Source organism: Acinetobacter courvalinii (assembly GCF_014635545.1).
Lineage (GTDB): Bacteria > Pseudomonadota > Gammaproteobacteria > Pseudomonadales > Moraxellaceae > Acinetobacter > Acinetobacter courvalinii.
Genome location: NZ_BMDA01000006.1, coordinates 140,883 through 161,628, shown reverse-complemented (window position 1 = coordinate 161,628; position 20,746 = coordinate 140,883). Strand labels below are relative to the sequence as shown.

The window sequence follows — 20,746 nt, the reverse complement described above, 5'->3', positions numbered from 1 at the left end:
GTCAACAGGTAATTTAGATATTTAGCAAACTTATCAACCAATCCAAGAATCTAACCATTTTAGCCAAATCCTTGTTTATCAACAAGTTTTTATCTGCATCACCGCCGATGGATGTGCATTCTACAGTATTTCAGACCAGACGCAAGCACTTTTAAAAATTAAATTATTCGGTTGTTTTATTTTTAAACTTTAACTTATCTAATTTACTGATTTATATAATTTAAAATTTATTCATTATCTTAAAAATTAATTTAGCCAACATTTAAATCACCCAAATCACTGTTATCTATAATTTTTTACCTACATTTGTTTTAATTATCAGCGAAAATCTTTTTGATTTTGATCATTTCTTTCTCACAGGCTCACTTTTTTTATCAATAAACCGGGTTCCAACTAAAAATTTTATTGAAAAAAATATCTCCAAAAAGCAAAACACCGGTTCTGAGGTGCTCAAAACCGGTGTTTTTATTGTTTTCAGTCGACATCCCCTGTTAAGACGATGTGCCTCTTACAATATTCAAGAAGTAAAGATGACGTTCATATTGATCAATAATGTCCTGAATCAGGTCTTCCTGAGTCCAGTCCATAACATCATAGTTTTGTCCGCCTTCTCTCAAGAATACTTCAGCCTGGAAATATTGCGCTTCATCAGCATCGCCCTGCCCCAGCATAAAACTTGGCGGTACGGTTTCATGTGCATAGACCGTATAGATGAAGTTAATCTCATGATGATGATCGACGCGCAGTTGCAAGCCTTGTTCAGTATTTTGAATGTTCACTTCCAGATGACGGCGTTTAAACTCTTTCTGAATACTTTCAAACGCTTTTCTGACCTGTGTCTCTATATATTCCCTGACCTCAGCTTCAGTATGTGGGTAATGCATGATTAGCCCCAAACGTTGCTGCCAGCTACGTGGATTATGAATTGCTCGCGGTGTAATACGCGCTTCCTGAATCGCCTGCATTTTCGTCACATCGATCTTTAAGGCTTTTAACAGCCCCCAACTCATCAGTAACATGACGAATGTAAATGGCAAGGCGCTCATAATGATTGAGGCCTGCAAAGCAGCCAGACCACCCACCAAGAGTAGAATAATCGCCAAAACAGCCATCAATACGGTCCAGAACAGTCTTTGCCATGTCGGTGAGTTTTCTGTTTTAGCCGTCAGGTAGTCTGTCACCAAGGCGCCGGAATCAGCTGAAGTCACAAAGAATAGCATCACCAGTACGGTTGCCAATAAACTCATCACGCCAGCCAAAGGCAAGTGATTCAGAAATTCAAACAACGCTACGGATGAATCATTTTGTACAGCTTGCAGCAAGGTCACATTGTGTTCTTGCATAATACTGAATAAGGCAGCATTGCCTAAGAAACCCATCCAGATAATGGTAAAACCGGTTGGGATCAGTAATACACCGACGATAAACTCACGAATGGTCCGGCCACGTGACACACGTGCAATAAACATCCCGACAAATGGCGACCATGAAATCCACCATGCCCAATACATGATGGTCCAACCACCAATCCAGCCATTCGGTTGGTAGGCATATAAGTTGAAGGTCATACTGAATAGGTTGGAGAAATAAGAACCCGCATTTTGAATAGTGGTCTGTAGCAAATAGATACTTGGCCCAGCAATAAAGACAAAGGCCAACAACACCAGTGCCAAGATCAGGTTCAGCTCGGAAAGACGTTTCACGCCTTTGTCCAACCCCAAAAAGACAGACATTGATGCCAAGATACTGACAAAGATAATCAGACCAACCTGAATATAGCTACTTTGTTCAACACCAAATAAATAATGGAGACCTGAGTTAATCTGGGTCACCCCAAAGCCTAAAGAGGTAGCAACACCGAAAACCGTACCAATGGTGGCAAAGGTATCAATACCATCACCTATAGGACCGTAAATTTTCTTACCAATAATCGGATAAAGTGCGGAACGGGTTTTTAGGGGGAGATTATGACGATAGGCAAAGTAGGCCAGTGCCAAACCAACAACGGCATAAATCGCCCAGGCATGTAATCCCCAATGGAAGAAGGTGATGCGTAAGGCTTGTTGAGCCGACTCTACACTTTCAGGGTTACCACTGGGTGGGCTGACATAATGCATCACTGGCTCTGCCACACCAAAGAACATCAACCCAATCCCCATCCCGGCCGTAAACAGCATGGCAAACCATGAACCATTACTGTATTCAGGCTGACTATGATCAGGCCCTAGCTTGATTTTTCCGCTGGCGGAACAGGCAATATAAATCAGTAAAATCAAAAAGACGGCGACGGATAAAACATAAAACCAGCTAAATGAATCAGTGATCCATTGTTTAAGCTGTTGAGTCAAAAGTTCAAAGGAACTGGGTGCGACAATGACGATTGCGAGAAAAATCGCAATAATAATGACCGTGCTTAAAAACACGTTTGGATTCACATTCGCAAACTGCGAAGATGGCTTGGAAGGCATAATTCCCTCACGTTATTTTAATGATAGTGGATAGACCGCAAGGGTCAAATAAGACATTCACAGCGTGAATAAAAGCGAGCTCATGCAATGTAAAACTCGAGCTCTAGTATAAAAAATATCAACAATAACGCAGTTGTAATGCTGTAACAGGATATGAAACAAATTATAAATATTTGATTTAATGAAAATAAAGTTTAAATTCTTGGTCATCGAAATCACTTTGGGCATTGTTGATCAATGCCCAATCACACCTTGCTCGGCTAACTCCGCCAAGTGCTCTGTGGAACAGTATTGTGCTAAGACCTGTTGGGTATGTTCTCCCAAACGGGGTGGAGCAAGACGGTATTCCACAGGTGTGGCAGACAACTTTAATGGCGAGGCAATCATTTTAAAGTGACGGTATTGTGGATGTGGAATCGACACCACCATTTCTCTTGCTTGTACCTGCGGTTCTTGTAATGCTTCCTCCACATTATTGATCATGCCGACCGGCACTTTGACCGCATGAATCCGCTCTACCCAGTATTGTGCAGATTGCGTGAGAAAATGCTGATCCATTAACGTGGTCAATTCACCCCGATGCGCAATCCGGTCCTGATTCAATCTAAACTTGGGATGCGCTGCCCATTCCGCTTGACCGATGGCCTGACACAAGGCTTTAAACTGGGCATCATTGCCACAGGCAATAATAAAGTCCTTATCTTTTGCCCTAAAGGTTTGATAAGGCACAATATTGGCATGCGCATTGCCCCAGCGTTGCGGTGCCTGACCGGTAATCAGATAGTTCATGCCATGGTTGGCTAAACCCGCAACCTGTACATCCAGTAAGGACAGATCAATATGTTGTCCTTTGCCTGTAGTTTGACGCGACCAGAGCGCTGCCTGAATCGCAATGGTGGCATATAATCCGGTTTGTAAATCCGTGACTGCAACCCCCACCTTTTGTGGGCCGCCACCCGGCAAATCATCCTTTTCACCGGTAATACTCATCAATCCGGCCATGCCCTGAATGACAAAATCATAACCCGGCTCAGACGCACGAGGTCCGGTTTGCCCAAATCCGGTAATCGAGCAATAGACCAGCCCCGGATTGATCTCACGCAGGCTGGCATAGTCCAGACCATATTTATGCAGTGAACCGACTTTATAATTTTCAATCAGCACATCACTGTCCTTGACCATTTCCCGTAACAAGGCCTGCCCCTGTTTTGAGGCAAGATCAATGCCAACCGAGTATTTATTCCGGTTGGCAGACTGATAATAGCCCGCCTCGCGCGTGGGCTGCCCTACATCATCCTTCATCCACGGCGGCCCCCACATCCGGGTATCATCCCCGGTTTGAGGCCGTTCAATCTTGATCACTTCAGCCCCCAGATCCGCCAGAATCTGGCTACACCACGGTCCTGCCAGCACCCGACTCAGATCCAGTACACGTAAGCCTGTTAATGCACCCATGTTCCATCCTCCTTGCTTATGATTGTTGTGGATCGTATTGGCGATCCCGTATAAATAGTCCCGGTAACACACCCGCAATAAAATAAGCGGCACCCATGACAATAAAGGCCATGGCGAATGTTCCGCCAGAGGCTAAAAAACCGATGGTGGCCGGTGCAATCGCCGCCCCAACCCGACCAATGTTATAGGCACCGCCAATGGCAGTACCACGGACATCCGTTGAAAAAGATTCCGCCATATAGGTGGCATTGACCCCATATGGAATCCCATAAAGGAATCCAAAGGTAATAAGTAAATACAGAATATTGTCAGGGGTATTAAAGAAGATAATGATCGGCAGGAAGATTGCGCTGGCCAGCGTTCCAAACACGAAAATGGCACGGCGGTTAAATTTATCTGCCAGATAACCCGCCAGAATCTTGCCTAAAATCATTGCCGTATACGAACCCACCATATAACTGGTCAGCGACTTGAAGTTCATATTCACTTCAGTTTCTAGATAACTCGGCATCCAGTTGTTAATGCCGTAATAACCGAACTGTAAAAAGAAAGCTGTCATCATCCAGAGCAGGAACATTTTGCGATGTTTGAAATTGGCAAAAATCTGTTGATAAATACTTTGGCTTTTCGGTTGTGGTTGCGTCGTAATAACTTGCTGCGTTTGCGGAGTCAAACTCTTCATTTTCGTCAGCTGCCAGGATTTAGGCTCAGGCACAAAGCGCTGTAAGATGATATTGATCGCTGCTGGAATTACGGTAATAAAGAATAAAATACGCCAGCCATGTTCCGGAATGATGGCACCAGCAAGTAAGGTTGCCACGATATAGCCAACCGTTTGTCCGGTTTGCAAGGTGCCCAGTACTGTGGTGCGATAGGAGGTCGGAACATACTCCGCCATTAAGGTATTGCAGGCCATATAAAGGGCGCCAATCCCTAAAGCCCCAATAAAACGTAACGACATAAACTGTTCAAAGCTTTGGGTAAAACCCAATAGACAGGTGGCAATTGAAAAGAAAGTCACAGAATGGGCAATGGTTCTGACCCGTCCATATTTATCACAGGCCCAGCCACCCAGAATACCGCCAATTCCCATCCCGGCGAGAGAGGCACTCCCCAGCGCACCCGCCTGAAAGGTCGATAATCCAAATTCTGCCTTTAAACTGGTGAGACTGTATGACAGCAGCATGATATCTATACCATCTACCACCATGGCGAAGTAGGCAAACAGCAAGGCAAATTTCCATGTGTGCGGCGTAATCCGCGCATAGGTTCCCAGATTAGAAGGCCATTTGCTCATCGCTGAGCTTGCTACCGTTTGAACATCATTGTTCATTTGACACCTCATTTTCTCAAATGGGTCTGGTCTTTCATCAACCATTCAAGTGATGAATCCTTTGCGACAGTGCTATTTATTGTTTTGGCAAAGTGTCATTTTCTACCGGAAATGTGCTTGATGAATCCTTGACGATTTTAATTGCTATAAGTCAATTTTTTAGGCATGAATTTGCCCGAAGATACGCCCGCAAGCGTATCTTTGCGTTTAAACAATGCAGAAGTTTTAGTTAGAAAATGCAGCGATACCGGTTTGTGCACGCCCAAGAATCAGGGCGTGTACATCATGGGTGCCTTCATAGGTATTCACCACTTCCAGATTGACCAGATGACGGGCTACGCCAAACTCATCACTGATGCCATTGCCGCCCATCATGTCACGCGCCAGCCGGGCAATTTCCAAGGCCTTACCACAGTTATTACGTTTGATCAGGGATGTTCCTTCCACTGAAGCAATGCCTGCATCTTTCATTTGCCCAAAACGCAAAGCCGCTTGCAGGCCCAGCGCAATTTCGGTCTGCATATCCGCCAGTTTCTTCTGAATCAGCTGATTGGCTGCCAGTGGTCGACCGAACTGTTTGCGGTCCATGGTGTATTGATGTGCGGTATGCCAACAAAATTCAGCGGCCCCCATTGCACCCCAGGCTATGCCATAACGGGCACTGTTCAGGCAGGTAAATGGTCCTTTTAGGCCGCGCACTTCAGGGAAAGCATTCTCTTTCGGCACAAAGACCTGATCCATCACGATTTCACCGGTAATCGATGCTCGCAGCCCGACCTTGCCATGAATGGCAGGCGCAGACAGCCCTTCCCAACCTTTTTCCAGAATAAAACCACGAATCTCCCCGACATTGCCAGTTTCCGAGACTTCTTTGGCCCACACCACAAACACATCTGCAATCGGGCTGTTGGTAATCCACATTTTGCTCCCACTGAGGCGATAACCACCTGCAACCTTTTTGGCACGACACAGCATACTGCCCGGATCAGAGCCATGATCCGGCTCGGTCAATCCGAAACAGCCAATGTATTCACCTGTCGCCAGTTTAGGCAGATATTTCTGTTTTTGTGCTTCGGTACCAAATTCGGCAATCGGCACCATCACCAGTGAACTTTGCACACTGGCCATCGAACGATAGCCCGAATCTACCCGTTCAATCTCGCGTGCAATCAAACCATAACTGACATAGTTTAGCCCCGCACCACCATACTGCTCCGAGATGGTTGGGCCTAATAGACCTAGCTCACCCATTTCCCGAAAAATACTTGGATCGGTTTTTTCATGACGGAATTGTTCCAGTACCCGTGGCATGAGTTTGTCTTGACAATAGGCCTGAGCGCTATCCCGAATCATGCGTTCTTCCGAGCTGAGTTGCTGTTCGAGTAAAAAGGGATCTTGCCAGTTAAAAGAGACACGCTTTCCTTGATTTGCCATGACTTGTGATCTTCCTGTTGATTAATTTTGATATACGTTCTGCTCTTGATGCTAGGCCAGATTGTGCCCTCAGGCAAACGATGTTTTTTCATACAGCTATGCGTTTTATGCATAGCTCAATTGCAATCAGTGGCATGCTTCTGTTAAAAATAAAGCAGAGAATAATTTATAAGACATGAATTATCCGAACCTCATTGCTGATTTTCGCACGCAACACAAGGACGCTGTTATGCGACGTATGATTCCTTCACTGCAATCATTGATCTGTTTTGAAGCCGCTGCCAAACATAAAACCTACACCCATGCGGCGCAGGAACTGAGCATGACCCAAAGTGCCGTTTCCCGACAGATTCAGCAACTGGAAGAGTTTCTGAATCTGCCGCTGTTTCATCGGGTACGACATGGCGTCGAACTGACCGTTGCGGGTGAACAATATCTGAAAAATATCAAGACGCATTTGCTCGGGCTGGAACACAGCACACTCGACCTGATGTCGCATCAAGGTTTAGGCGGCACGCTCAAACTGGGCGTGGTACCCACCTTTGCGACACGCTGGCTACTGCCACGCCTGCATCGTTTTAATGAAAAATATCCAGAAATTACCATCCATCTGGAAACCAGCACCAAACCTTTTCTGTTCAGTGAGCAGATTTTCGATGCTGCCATCTATGCAGGTACACCCGCTCAGGTAGAAAACTGGCCTGGCACGACTGCACATTTTTTGATGCAGGAAGACGTGGTTGCCGTTTGCTCGCCCACACTGATTAGAAAGTTCTTCCCTGATTTGATTCAAAATCAATCGCCCTCGACACTGGATTTGTCTCCGGAACAGCTTTCTCAACTGCCCTTATTACAACAGACCACTCGTCCTGCAATCTGGAAGGAATGGTTCGACAGTCTGGCCTATAACGCGCCTTATGCGATGGAAGGTCAACGCCATGAACTGTTTTCCATGCTGGCCGTGGCGGCAACCCACCATCTTGGTGTGGCCCTGATTCCACAAATGCTGATCGAGAAAGAACTGAGTCGAGGAGAATTGATGATCGTGTCATCACATAAACTCAGTGGTTCACGTTGCTACTATTTTGTTTATGCCGAACAGCCGCATAATCCGATTATGCTGAAATTTATCGAATGGCTGGAACAGGAAACCATAACCCGTTCCAATGCTACAACGAATTACTGATTTTTGGGTAAATGCGCAATATATTGCAGTGCAATCAGACGCGAGACCACCACGGCCAGATACATTACCCCGCCAAACATTTGCAGCATGGCAAGCACTCTGGCGGCTGGGCTCATCGGCATCAAGTCCGATAAACCGGTTGCCGATTGCAAACTAAAACTCAGGAACAGCAAATCCAGCCAGCTTTGCAGCGCTTGGGGCTGATTGGGATTCAGGAAACTGTTTGGCAAAAGTAGCTGACAAATACTATATAAAAAGGCAAAAGCCCAGGCGATCAGGGTAAATACTGCACCTGCAGCAAACAATTCGTCTTTGGTGAGATAGCGATCGGCAAACATATAACGAAGCAAGCCATAAGCTGCATAGAAATAAGCCATCGCTTCAAAACTGTAGGCCATGATCTGGATGGTCGGTGTGCTATAGCCATTAAACAGCATAATCGAAAAGACAAAGGCACCACTGACAAAGATGAGCCCCCAAAAGGTAAATACCGGGGTTTGCCGGATCACCTTGGCAATAATTAACAGCGCCAAAACGCCCAGTGACCAAGTCAAGGCACGATATTCGCTATCACCATAGGTCAGCATATACAGAATTAATAAGGCCAGTTGAACCAGCAACAACCATGCGGATGGCAGCAAACGAAAGGCACGCCAGAATTGTTTTAAGCTTTGCATGTACTTTTCCTGAATCTTGTTATGCTTTTCATTTTTGTTGAATGCATCATACTGCATCTAAAAAAGAAACAATCATTTTAGACAGTTCTTGTTGCAAGCGTTGTTCTTCGATCAGAAAAGTATTTTTACTGGCATAACGCATCATGGTAAATAAGGTACTGTTAATAATCACAAAAGACTTATGTTTTAAAGTTTCAAAATCCCAGTGCGGATAATAACGCCCGAATAAATACATGCCGACTTCTAAAAAGTGCTGCTCTAACACCTGTGCCGCTTCCGAATCACTATAGGCATGCCAGTTTTTTAAAATTTCGATAAAAAAACCCTGATCAGATTTTAACGACTCAAAGCCAAAGGCTATACTTAATGTGATGATGTCCTGAATAGTAGTTTGCTGTTGTAGCATCACCAGTTGCTTTACCGCCTGTCCCAAGTTTTCGCTTTTACGTAGCAATAATTCCGCAATGATTTGCTCTTTATTTTCAAAATACTGATAAATCGATCCGACACTCACGCCTGATTTTTCAGCGATTTTAGGTGTAGTCACCTGCAAAACCCCATGTTCAGAAATACATTGCTGTGCCCCTTCCAGAATACTTTCAACGATCATTTTGGCGCGTTGCTGCTGTGGTCGTTTTCTCATGCTCAGCCTCAATTGAAATGCGAATTGAATGCGAATAATTATTCATATTAAGCTTTGATTAAATAACAATCAGGGACTTTATGCAATGCACGGCATCGTTAAACCTAAACGCTTAGCGGCATTTGAAGATATGAGTCAATCCAATCTCAAAACCAAGATTCTGAGTTATATGACCCATCAGCAGGTTCAGCCCAGTTATCAAGAATATCAGGCACTGAATACCGCTCTGCAAAGTGGTGATGAACCCATGGATCAACTGCTGCTTTGGGTGCTCCAGAATCCAAAACAACACCGTAAATATTTTGAAACGGCGCTGTATCAAGGATTAGACAAATTACCGCATGAGATTCCTGAACTTACGATTTTCTTCCAACGAGTAGAGCAGAAACCGGTCTGGTATGAGCAAGCTAAAATCGATGAGGCGCTTAAATTTACCTATCGTCTCGGCATCAATAATGGCCTGATCCTGCGGGATTTATCCTTAATGACCGGCTACCTGTATCCGGGTTTCAACCAGCCTTTGATCCTGACTGGCGCATTAAAAAAACAGGCAGGCACACGGCTGGCAGAAACCACCAAATGGTGGGTCGATATTACTGAACCAGATGGTTTTTCCCGTTTTAGCAAAGGCTTTACCTCTACCATTTTTGTGCGTTTTATCCATGCCTTGGTTCGTCACCAATTGCAAAAATCCGAGAAATGGGATGCCGAAACTTGGGGAATCCCGATTAACCAATATGATCAGGCCATGACCAATATTGCCTTTAGTGGTGTAGTGCTGATCGGCATTCGCGCTTTGGGAATTTTTCCAAGCAAGCAAGAAGTCGACAGCTTTTTACATTTCTGGAAATATGCGGGCTGGTTAATGGGCGTTGAAGAGAAATGGCTGGTTGATCAGGAGGCAGAAGGCTGGAAACTGATGTACTGGATGCAATTTGCTCATCCACAGTCCGATGCCAGCAGCATTTCACTTGGTTCCAGTCTTTCTAAAGAACCCTTTGAACGCAAATACCGTTATCTACGCACTTTTCAGCAGAAACTAGCCTATAAGCAACACTTAGAAATTACCCAGTTCTTTATTGGCCGTAAGAACATGCAAAAGCTTGGTTTAACGCCACAATCGGCTTCCTGGTTTGCCTACTATCTGATTGGTCGAAATTTAGCGTTGTATAGCAGTGCCCGATATATTCCAAAATTGAATTGTTTTCTTGAACAAAATGGACGTCATTTGCAACGTATTGGCTTGTCACTATATCGCAATCAGTCGCAGCAGCTGGCCAGCATGCATCAATAAGCCAAAAGAAAGCCCTCAATCAATGAGGGCTTTCTTTTGGCTCAAGCGAATTAGTGATCTGACGCGCCAGACGCACCGATCCCGGTCATTGAGCGAACAAACTGAGCATCAAAAGCTTTACGTTCTTTCTCAGCACGTGCTGACTTGTCCGTTACAGAGAAGAACCAGCAGCAGAAGAATGACAGTGGCATTGCAAATAATGCTGGGCCATTGAATGGGTTTGGCGCCGTTTCAGAAATCGCCAAGGTATCTACCCAAACCGCTTTCGACAGAATGATCAGGCTGACTGCACCGACCAGACCTACGACACCACCAATCACGGCACCACGTGTGGTTAAACCTTTCCAGAACATGGATAACACCAACACCGGGAAGTTTGCACAACAGGCTACCGAGAATGCCAAGCCAACCATGAAGGCAACGTTTTGTTTCTCGAACAAGATACCCAAGATCATGGCAAAGATCGCTAAACCTAAAGTTGCGATTTTTGACATTCTTAACTCAGACGCAGGTGTGGTCTGGCCTTTCTTGAATACGTTGGCATAAAGGTCATGTGAAATTGCAGAGGCACCTGACAGTGTTAAACCTGCCACTACCGCAAGGATTGTTGCGAATGCTACTGCCGAGATAAAGCCCATGAACAAGTCACCGCCCACCGCATCACTCAGGTGAACCGCGGCCATGTTGTTACCGCCTACCAACTCTAATTTGCCTGTTACCGCTGCTTTAGCAAGGTCAAGGAATTGCGGGTTGTTGGCAACAAACAAGATCGCACCAAAACCAATGATGAAAGTTAACAGATAGAAGTAACCAATAAAGCCTGTTGCCACCACAACTGATTTACGTGCTTCTTTGGCATCTTTCACCGTAAAGAAACGCATCAGGATATGCGGTAAACCTGCGGTACCAAACATCAAGGCAAGACCGAGTGAAAGCGCATCAATCGGATTGGCGGCAAGTTTACCTGGCCCCATGATCTTAGCAGCCTCATCCCAGCTCATGCTATGCGCCTGGCTATACACTCCAATCGCCTGGTTAAACATATTGGTGAAGCTAAAGCCAACCGCTTTCATCACCATAAAGGCCATGAAGGTCGCACCGCTGAGTAGCATCACCGCTTTAATGATTTGTACCCAAGTGGTTGCCAACATGCCGCCAAAGATCACATACGCCATCATCAACAGGCCCACGATCACCACCGCAATGTTGTAGTTCAAACCAAATAACAATTTGATCAACTGACCTGCACCGACCATCTGTGCAATCAGGTAGAACGCCACCACAACCAGTGAACTGAAAGCCGCCAAGGTACGGACAGGTTTTTCTTCCAGACGGAACGACACCACATCGGACAGGTTATATTTGCCCAGGTTACGTAAACGCTCTGCGACAAGGAACAGAACAATCGGCCAACCGACCATAAAACCCAGTGAATAGAGCAAGCCGTCAAAGCCCGAACTGAACACCAGTGCAGAAATACCCAGGAACGATGCGGCAGACATATAGTCACCGGCAATCGCCAAACCGTTTTGGAAACCGCTAATCCCGCCACCAGCGGTATAGAAATCTTGTGCAGACTGGGTTTGCTTGGCTGCCCATTTGGTAATGAACAGGGTAAAACCGACAAAGATCGTAAACATAATGATCGCGTGCCAGTTGGTCGCCTGCTGTTCAGCGGTACCTAGATCCGGACTGGCGAATGCAATACTTGTGCAGCAAAAGCTCAACAGTGTGAACAGTACCGCTTTGAATGAGGTCCCTTTCATCTCAGTGCATTCCTTTTTCACGTGCAATGGCCTCAACTTCCTTGAGGGCTGCTTCATTCAACTGGTCAAGCTTGTTATTGGCAATGTAGGAATACACACCACATAACACAAATGACAACACAATAATGCCTAAACCCAGGGGAATACCCCAAGTGGTCACACCACCGCTAAATGAACTTGCTAAAAATTCTTTGTTATAGCCAACCAAAAGCATAAATCCAACGTAGATAAACAGCATGATTGCTGTTAATGTCCAACTTAATGTACGCTTTTTGCTGACCATTTCCTGAAACTTTGGATTATGTAGAATTCGATCTACCTGAGAATCATCCATAATCAACTCCTTATTTTTGTGTCCAACCATGGACCCCTTTTTACGTGGGATTTTTCATTATCCAACTTAACAAGATTATGCTTGACTCGTAACTTAGACTTTGGTCTCTAAATGCAATTCTCTACTCCTTGCTGTACCTGTGCTTCGGGTATGATTAAAAATGGAAGTTGATCACGTGAGCAATATGAACAGTTGGCTTATTCTCGGGGTATTGGCCCTGTACATCGTGCTGCTATTTGGCTGTGCCTTTTTTGGTGAAAAGCATGCCAGCCGTTTAAGTATGCGTGGTCGGATGCTGCTGTTCAGCTTAACCCTGGGCGTATATTGCTCCTCCTGGACCTTTTATGGCGCCACCGGTGCCGCGGTTCGCCAAGGCGTGATTTTCCTGCCGATTTATCTGGGACCATTGCTGTTTATCTGGTTTGGTTATGACATCTGGAAACGATTGGGTCGTATCCGCCAGCATCATGCCATTTCATCAATTGCCGATTTCGTGGCTGCCCGCTATGGTAAAAGCGGAAGTCTGGCCGCCTTGGTGACCATTCTCGCCGTGATTGCGATTGTGCCCTATCTGGCGTTGCAACTACGCGCCATTGCACTGAGTGCCTCGGTGATTCTGGAGCAAAACGCGCATATCCATACCACCACCAATAGTGTTCTGGTACTGACTGCGGTACTGGCGATTTTGGCGATGATTTTTGGGACCCGGCATATTGCCCATACCGAACAACACGGCGGGTTAATGTTAGCCGTGGCCTTTGAGTCCTTTGTGAAACTGTTTGCCCTGCTCTGTGTGGCAGCCTTCTTCTTATTACAGTCACCCGACAATATTAAACAGGTCAGTACCGATGTACATCAGCATTTTCATGACCTGCAACAACTGGGTGTGCCTGAAACTTTCTGGGTGCAAACTTTACTGGCAGGTCTCGCCATGATCTGCCTGCCACGCCAGTTCCATGTGGCAGTGGTGGAATTACGCGATGAAAAACATATCCGTGGCGCACGGCGCTGGTTTGCGGCCTATCTGATCCTGACCGTCATGGCAATTATCCCGATTGCCAGCTGGGCGCTGCATTCTCTACCCGAATCGCTGGGCACACCAGACATTGCCGTACTGGCCTTACCGATGAGCTATCAGCAGGATTGGTTAGCGCTGTTGGCCTTTCTCGGAGGCTTTTCCGCATCAACAGGCATGCTGTTAGTGGCCTCAGTGGCCTTATCGATCATGCTCAGTAATGACCTGATCATGCCAGCCCTGTGGCGGTTTAAAATTATTTCCCGTCATGATCAGCATTTACCACGCGTGCTCAAACTGACCCGGCGCATTAGTATCATTAGCGTAATGTTACTGGGCTTTTTATTTTTCCATTTCTTTAATGATATCAACCAGCTCTCGGTATTTGGCTTACTGGCCTTTAGCGCCGTGGCACAATTTTCACCGGCCTTGATTGGTGGTCTATACTGGCGTGGTGCAAGCCGTCAGGGTGTTTATGTCGGGCTATTGATGGGCTTCGCCATGTGGAGTTACACCTTATTGTTCCCGACAGTACTGCGTAGCCTGCCCGACCAATATCAGGATTTGGCACAGCATATTTTACTGTTTGGACCGTTTGATATTAATGGCTTGCGTCCAGAGGCCTTACTGGGTTTTGAATCCTTTGCTCCACTGACACATGGGGTATTGTGGTCTTTAGGTTTGAATGTGGTGCTGTATATCTGGGTATCGCGGCTGTACCGACCCAGCGTGGCGGAACAAATTCAGGCTGAAAGTTTCTTCTATTATGAAAGCAAACCGCTGCCATCAGCCCAGTCCAATACCGATCTCACTGATCTGCACCTGAATGCCGCCCGCCTGAAAGTCGGTGACTTACTGGCGCTGGCCAAACGGGTCACAGGCGATAAACCGACACTACAGGCTTTTCAGCAATTTTGTGAACAGAATCATGTGGTTTTAAATGAAAATCATGTGGCCAATGGCATGTGGTGGCGCTTTACCGAGCAATATCTGGCCGGGATTATCGGGGCAGCCTCTGCCCGTACCTTATTGACCACTGCCATGATTAACAATGGTCTGGCATTGGGACAAGTCGCCAATATTCTCGACCAGGCCTCGCAATGGCAGCGTTTTAACCAGAACCTGTTGATGACCATGATCGACCATATGACCCAAGGCGTCAGTGTGGTAGACAAAAATATGTGTCTGGTGGCCTGGAACAATCAATATCTGAAACTGTTTGATTATCCAAAAGATCTGGTTTACGTCGGCTGCCCGATCGCAGACCTGATTCGCTATAACGCGGAACGTGGTGAGTGTGGTCCAGGCCCGGTCGAAGAACATGTGCGTAAACGACTGCACTGGATGAAAGTGGGTAGCGCCCATGAGTTCGAGCGAATTCGTAAAGATGGTCTGGTGATCCAGATGCGGGGGAATCCTATTGAAGGCGGTGGTTTCGTCACCACCTTTGCCGATATTACCGCGTTCCGTGAAAATGAAGCGGTGCTGGAACAACGCGTCAGTGACCGCACCCAGCAGCTTGCCAACGCCCTGACCGAACAGCAACTGGCACTGGAACAGGCGGATAAAGCCAATCAATCGAAAAGCCGTTTCCTGGCCGCCGCCAGTCACGATTTACTCCAGCCCATGCATGCAGCACGTCTGTTTAGTACTGCGCTAGAACAAAGTGTCCATTCGGCAGAAGATCAACAGACCTTGCAACAACTGGATCGGGCACTGTACGGTGCAGAAAGTATGCTCTCTGCCCTGCTCGATATTGCCCGTTTAGAAGGTGGCACCATCCAACCCAAACGTCAGGCTTATTCCTTGCACGATCTCTTGAACGATCTGGAATTACAGTTCAAATCCATTGCAGCCCAGCGTGATATTCAATTGTCCGTGCACGATACCAAGTTCTGGGTCGACACCGATCCGCAATGGATGCGACGGATTATCCAGAACTTTGTCAGCAATGCTTTACGCTATACCGCACGGGGTCGCGTGGTGGTTGGTGTGTTGCGTTCAGCACAACGACCAAACCATATTCGCATCGGGGTCTGGGATACTGGCCCGGGCATTCATGAACAGCAACGCCTGAAACTGTTTCAGGAATTTGAGCGCTGTGGACACACCTCACCGTGGGGTGAACAGGGTCTGGGTCTCGGACTGGCCATCGTACAACGGATGACCAGCCTGCTGGATTTCCCCGTGCATGTCTATTCCGAGCTGGGCAAAGGCTCCTGTTTCATGATCGAAGTGCCTTTAGCCGAAGCGCCCAAAATTCAAATGGCAACACCTCAGGTAACGGCATTGCAGCATACGGCCTATAAAGTGCTATGTCTGGACAATGATGAAACCATTCTGGAAGGCATGCGCACCTTGCTGAGCAAATGGGGCTATCAGATCTTCACTGCAACCGAACCGGAAGAAGCACTACACTTGATTGAGCAGGAAGACATTCAGGTCTGGCTGATCGATCAGCATTTGAATCATGATCAACGGGGTCTGGACTTTATTGAACAACACCGACTGGCCCATATTCCTGTGGCATTAATTACTGCAGATTCTGATCCGGAGTTACCGCAATACTTAAAACAGCAGAATATTGTGTTGCTGAAAAAGCCGCTCAAGCCTGCCGGTTTACGGGCTTGGTTATCCGGTTTAAAAATCATGCCGATGCAATAAATGACCAAATATTTTGCAGTCATAGGCAAAAATCATCAAAAAGTAGCAGTTTGAGCGCTGATAAATTGACCAAAATGCTCAAATGATTTTTGACTATGGCAAAAACGTTCACTTACATTAGTGAACGTTTGTACACTTACTTACAATTAATTAAACACTTGTTTTTATTCATAAATTTTACCCCTAAAAACCGCCCTACAACTTTAGTCGTATTCTACTTGCTTTGTTGATCCCGCATAAATTGATCAATAAATGGAAACCTGTGTCTCATCGTGTTGGGTTTCTTGCAACAGACTGTCGAAAAGGACATTGATCATGAATAATAGTCACCCCACCACCGACCATAGCTCGCAACAGTTTTATCGCCAATACAGTGCCAACGCCTTATTACCACAACTGGACTGGCAACATATTTTTGTACATAGCAAACTTGAAGATACACATTTACGTGCCCTGGATGCGCTTTATCAGGCGGCGGTCCCGCTGGCCCTGAATGTATTCCATGAACTGAATTTTGATGTGTTTACGCCTGCGACCTACCATCCACAAGGGTTGGGCTTATTTGAAAAACTGGCTCAACAAGAACAGAAGTTTTTAGATGTACTTGAGGCAGAGTCTGCCCATCTCGACCATGAAACACGTCATCAGATCTGGAGCATGCTATTACGTGGCGGTGCTGTTCTGGTCTTTAAAGCCTGGTTAAGCCATGTCAAAGGTGATGCAAACCAACTGGACAAAAGCCAGTTTGATGAACTTTCCGATTTACTGTTTATCAAGACACGTCCTGAGCAATTGGCGCAACGGTTAAAAGTTGAGGTCAATGCACCATTCACCCACATTTTCCTGATGCATGATAATGATGTCTTCCTCGATCATTTTAATAGTCTGGAAACCGCTGCTTTATTTGTTGATTTAGGCGTTTACGATGCCGCCTTTTTAAGTCTGCGTGACGACCGCGTGGCAGAATACCTTAAGAGCAAAGCTTATGTCACCCAAGAACAGATTGATGATCTGCAATGCGCATTAAATCCGTTATATTGCGATAGCCTGATGCCAAAACAGGACTGTCTGGCCTAAGCAGTCGAAGCCACAATCAAGATTGTGGCTTCGCTTTGATATTGAGCTTAAGAAGCATTTTTTTCTAAACGCTGTTTATGAATCTGCATCACCACATCACTAAATTCATTTAAAACATAATGCACCCATAAACGGCTATACCAGTTATATTCGGTGGATAACCGATAATCAATGCTCAGAATCAATCTGGTGGTGTGTGCATCGATTTGTTCCAGTTGATAATCTGTTTTCAGCAAATCGAAATATTTCCCGCCCATTTCCAGATGATCATCCAATGATCCCTTCGGAAACGAATCTGGCGCAAACCGGTATGTCCAGGACAATACATATGGTGCATGCGATGCGGTCACCTGTTCTTCAAACTTGATGCCACGTTCCCACTGGATGGTGCGAACTAGCTCACCCTGACGCTGCTCGGTCATGCCAAAAACAGGTTTGGGAAAGCCCATGGTAAAAATAAAACTGTCTTTGACTTCCTCTGGTCGTATCGTGCCAATCTGGTTAATGGCCTGAAATACTTGCTGTGCTGGCGCATGAATCACAACCGAGCGCTGGGTTTGGCCATATTCGGTACGACTAAAATCAGGTAATAACAACCATAAAATCAACGGCAGCAGTGCAAAAGAATAGATTTTGGCGCTGGGTTTCCATAAATAATGACAAATCAATCGCATGAAACCTGCCCCCAGTAGCAAGCCAATCAGTAAAATCGGGAGCAGCATGATCAGACAGATAATCCCTTCTCTTAACACGATCACGCAAAACACAATCACGATCACAAAAACCAGCGGCTGAATCTTGAAAAGCTTGGTCAGGAAAATAGGATTGGGCTGTTTTCGAATCATAAAATATTCAAATAATGCGCCCAATAGTGCAGGAATAACCAAGACAATTACAAAGGACATCAGATCTTGCGAATAACTGCTTAACAGAACTGTCACCGCAATCAGGCCCATCGCCACAATTAAAGGCAACACCATGACAAAAGACGTTCTGGATGGATAAACTTTTTCTAACTGGTAAGGAAGCGGGGTGTCAGTGTCTTTGCATACAATCAGATAATCGTATGCTTCATTCTTGATTTTATGTATTTGATAATCTTGAATACCTGCCTGCAACAAGCGTTGCTTCAGACTATCACGCGTCTGCTCTGTCCATTCAGTGACCTGAATACGGACATAACCTTGTTGTTGTAGTTCTTGAATAATTGTATTGGAATCCTGAAGATGATGCATGTAAGCCTCGTCAAAACGCAATCAGCTCAATGCAGATCATTGAGCTGACTGATTCTAACTCAGCTTAGAACTTCATGCTCATCCGCATCCAGTAGTTGCGCCCAATATTATTGAACTGCTCGCTGGCACCATAACCAAACATCGAGGCCCCTGCTTTATTAAGATGCTCGGTATAGGTTTTGTCGAGCAGATTATCGACACCAACAGAAACATCAACGGCATCTGTTAACTTATATGTCCCATTCAGGGCCAAAGTGTTAAATGCCTTGCTTTCATTCATGTCATAACCAACGATATTTCCTTCATTCAGGCTGACACGATTTTGTTTTGCAACCGTACGCCACAATAAGCCCAAGCTATATTTTTCCTCAACATAACGAAGATTAATACGTCCTTCCAAAGGCGCAATCTGTGGTAAGGCACGACCGTCCGAAGTATTTTTACCCCATGCATACATAGTTGAAACATCTGCTTGGAGATGATCGGTAAACTGATAGCCAATTCCAGACTCAGCACCAGCAATGGTAGCATCCACATTCTGTGCCAATGGAGAGCGGTCATTAGAGCCATTATATTGCAGCAAAATATAGTCTTTAATTAAGCCTGCATAAGCAGAAGCCCATGTACTCCATGCCCCATGTTCAGCCTGAAAACCGATATCTAACTGAGCCGTACGTTCTTTTTTCAGATTATCTAAATTATCAATCATGCGATAACTAATGTTACCCATCATATCCTCTGTCTCTACACCCTGATTTGTTGATGTGTTATAGAGTTCCCAAAAATCTGGAGTACGTTCAACGTAACCAAGCCCTGCATAGGTTTTCACGCCATGTTCAGGCAAAGTTTTTTCGATACGGATAAAACCACCCCGATTAGTATCACTTCGATTTCTTCCATTTTTCAGGTTATCAATTTTGACTTGATCAACACGGACACCTGCTACCCATTTCTGATTAGCATCTATGTTGTAAGTCCATTCACTAAATGCGCCATAAGACTGAAATTTAAGATCGTTACTAAAGGGCTCATTATGATCTGGCATCGCATACATGATCATGTTACCGCCATGCTTGTTATGCTGGGTATCAACCCCAGACACCACACTAAACTTGTTCCAATCAGTCGTTACGGCTAAACGAGTGTTTAAGGTACGACGAGCCACTTCCATTTCCATCTTGCCTGGCATCGCAGACGGTGGTGTACGTAAACGGAAATTATCCATGATGTGATTGTTGTAGCTATAATCAACTTGTGCTTCGACTTTCTTAATCACATCCGTCAGATTCTTCTGTTCAGCATGTAGACCTAAGCTTTCACGTTTAAATTGTGAACCGTCCATTCCACGGCCTGCATAGGCAGCTTCACCATCACCTTTACCTGCACGCAGTTCTAACCAAGAATCCGCTGTTGGTTTCCAACCCAAAGCCAGATCAGCATTCCAGCGTTTCCAGTTCGAATGTACGGATTGATCATCACCATCTTTATAATTATCTGCTTCCGAACGATTGGCATTTAAACGCGCATATTTGGTTTCATCACCCACTGCCGCCTCGACATTATGATCAAGACGCCCATAAGAACCCATCACCACACTGGCCTGTCCTCGATATGGCTGATCTTTGCTCAGGTTTTCAGGCTGACGCTCAAAAATCACGGTTGCTGCAGAACCAGGGGTTGCATATTGCACCGTTTGCGGTCCTTTGATTACTGTAATTTTGTCAAAGCTTTCAGGCTGAATATATGAGGTTGGTGCATCCATCCGCGATGGGCAAGCGCCAAGGTTCTCACTGCCATCGACCAGCATTTTAATGCGTGAGCCAAACATGCCGCGAAACGTGACATCACCATTGGTACCACCATTTTTAATGGCATTAAAACCCATAATACTTTGTAAATAATCTGCGCCATCGGTTGCAGGTACAGGTTGGATCGGTTGTTTGGGATCGGCTTGCACCACCAGACCATTGCGCTCATTCGGTTGTTGAGCCGTCACGACAATCGGTGCCAGTGACACATGGGCATGTGCAGATACAGACGAATCGACTGGATTTGCCCACACCATTGCAGTATTTGAGGCAGCAAGAATCGCAACCGTGAGCGGTTGTAATAAAAATTTAGGTTGAGCCATGAGTGGTCTCTCTTAAAACATAAGTAAAACTAGG

General features: G+C 45.7%; 14 protein-coding genes. 4 read left to right on the top strand and 10 right to left on the bottom strand.

Annotated elements, in window-relative coordinates; genetic code table 11:
* Positions 1-491: 491 nt before the first annotated feature.
* The 4 genes from IEV39_RS16935 to IEV39_RS16920 all read right to left on the bottom strand — a co-directional run bounded on the left by IEV39_RS16935 (position 492) and on the right by IEV39_RS16920 (position 6,690).
* Entirely contained in the window at positions 492-2,468 is a 1,977-nt protein-coding gene (locus IEV39_RS16935; RefSeq protein WP_005281160.1) for a glycine betaine transporter, read from the bottom strand.
* A gap of 234 nt (positions 2,469-2,702) precedes the next feature.
* Entirely contained in the window at positions 2,703-3,923 is a 1,221-nt protein-coding gene (locus IEV39_RS16930; protein ID WP_005281163.1) for a CaiB/BaiF CoA transferase family protein, read from the bottom strand.
* 16 nt (positions 3,924-3,939) lie between these two features.
* The gene (locus IEV39_RS16925) at positions 3,940-5,256 is read right to left on the bottom strand and encodes an MFS transporter (RefSeq protein ID WP_005281166.1); all 1,317 of its coding nucleotides are present in this window, start codon (positions 5,254-5,256) and stop codon (positions 3,940-3,942) included.
* Positions 5,257-5,481: 225 nt separating this feature from the next.
* Positions 5,482-6,690 (bottom strand): acyl-CoA dehydrogenase, encoded by a 1,209-nt coding sequence (locus IEV39_RS16920; RefSeq protein ID WP_005281168.1) that lies wholly within the window; start codon positions 6,688-6,690, stop codon positions 5,482-5,484.
* 229 nt (positions 6,691-6,919) lie between these two features.
* Here IEV39_RS16920 and IEV39_RS16915 point away from each other — a divergent pair, with 229 nt between their 5' ends.
* Complete coding sequence (locus tag IEV39_RS16915; protein ID WP_005281172.1) at positions 6,920-7,876, top strand: LysR family transcriptional regulator; 957 nt, start codon at positions 6,920-6,922, stop codon at positions 7,874-7,876.
* Here IEV39_RS16915 and IEV39_RS16910 read toward each other — a convergent pair.
* Positions 7,870-8,553 (bottom strand): ion channel, encoded by a 684-nt coding sequence (locus IEV39_RS16910; RefSeq protein WP_005281175.1) that lies wholly within the window; start codon positions 8,551-8,553, stop codon positions 7,870-7,872. The genes IEV39_RS16915 and IEV39_RS16910 overlap by 7 nt on opposite strands.
* 46 nt (positions 8,554-8,599) lie before the next feature.
* Positions 8,600-9,196 (bottom strand): TetR/AcrR family transcriptional regulator, encoded by a 597-nt coding sequence (locus IEV39_RS16905; protein ID WP_005281178.1) that lies wholly within the window; start codon positions 9,194-9,196, stop codon positions 8,600-8,602.
* Positions 9,197-9,281: 85 nt separating this feature from the next.
* Here IEV39_RS16905 and IEV39_RS16900 point away from each other — a divergent pair, with 85 nt between their 5' ends.
* The gene (locus IEV39_RS16900; RefSeq protein WP_005281181.1) at positions 9,282-10,490 is read left to right on the top strand and encodes an oxygenase MpaB family protein; all 1,209 of its coding nucleotides are present in this window, start codon (positions 9,282-9,284) and stop codon (positions 10,488-10,490) included.
* A gap of 50 nt (positions 10,491-10,540) precedes the next feature.
* Here the strand turns inward: IEV39_RS16900 and IEV39_RS16895 are convergent, their stop codons facing one another.
* Positions 10,541-12,256, bottom strand: a complete 1,716-nt coding sequence (locus tag IEV39_RS16895; protein WP_005228408.1) for a cation acetate symporter — start codon at positions 12,254-12,256, stop codon at positions 10,541-10,543.
* 1 nt (position 12,257) lies between these two features.
* Positions 12,258-12,590, bottom strand: coding sequence for a DUF485 domain-containing protein (locus tag IEV39_RS16890; protein ID WP_005228407.1), 333 nt, complete (start codon positions 12,588-12,590; stop codon positions 12,258-12,260).
* Between the two features lie 184 nt (positions 12,591-12,774).
* On the opposite strand from IEV39_RS16890, the gene IEV39_RS16885 reads away from it, so the two are divergent.
* A complete protein-coding gene (locus tag IEV39_RS16885; RefSeq protein ID WP_167510580.1) occupies positions 12,775-16,269 on the top strand; it encodes a PAS domain-containing hybrid sensor histidine kinase/response regulator in 3,495 nt (1,164 codons plus the stop codon).
* A gap of 315 nt (positions 16,270-16,584) precedes the next feature.
* Complete coding sequence (locus IEV39_RS16880; protein WP_005281188.1) at positions 16,585-17,346, top strand: hypothetical protein; 762 nt, start codon at positions 16,585-16,587, stop codon at positions 17,344-17,346.
* 47 nt (positions 17,347-17,393) lie between these two features.
* On the opposite strand, the gene IEV39_RS16875 is transcribed toward IEV39_RS16880, so the two are convergent.
* Together IEV39_RS16875 and IEV39_RS16870 are read right to left on the bottom strand one after the other, a co-directional pair.
* Positions 17,394-18,581: an SRPBCC family protein gene (locus tag IEV39_RS16875; RefSeq protein ID WP_005281189.1), complete on the bottom strand. Its 1,188-nt coding sequence runs from the start codon at positions 18,579-18,581 to the stop codon at positions 17,394-17,396.
* A 64-nt stretch (positions 18,582-18,645) separates the two neighbouring features.
* Positions 18,646-20,712: a TonB-dependent copper receptor gene (locus IEV39_RS16870; protein ID WP_005281193.1), complete on the bottom strand. Its 2,067-nt coding sequence runs from the start codon at positions 20,710-20,712 to the stop codon at positions 18,646-18,648.
* Positions 20,713-20,746: the final 34 nt, after the last annotated feature.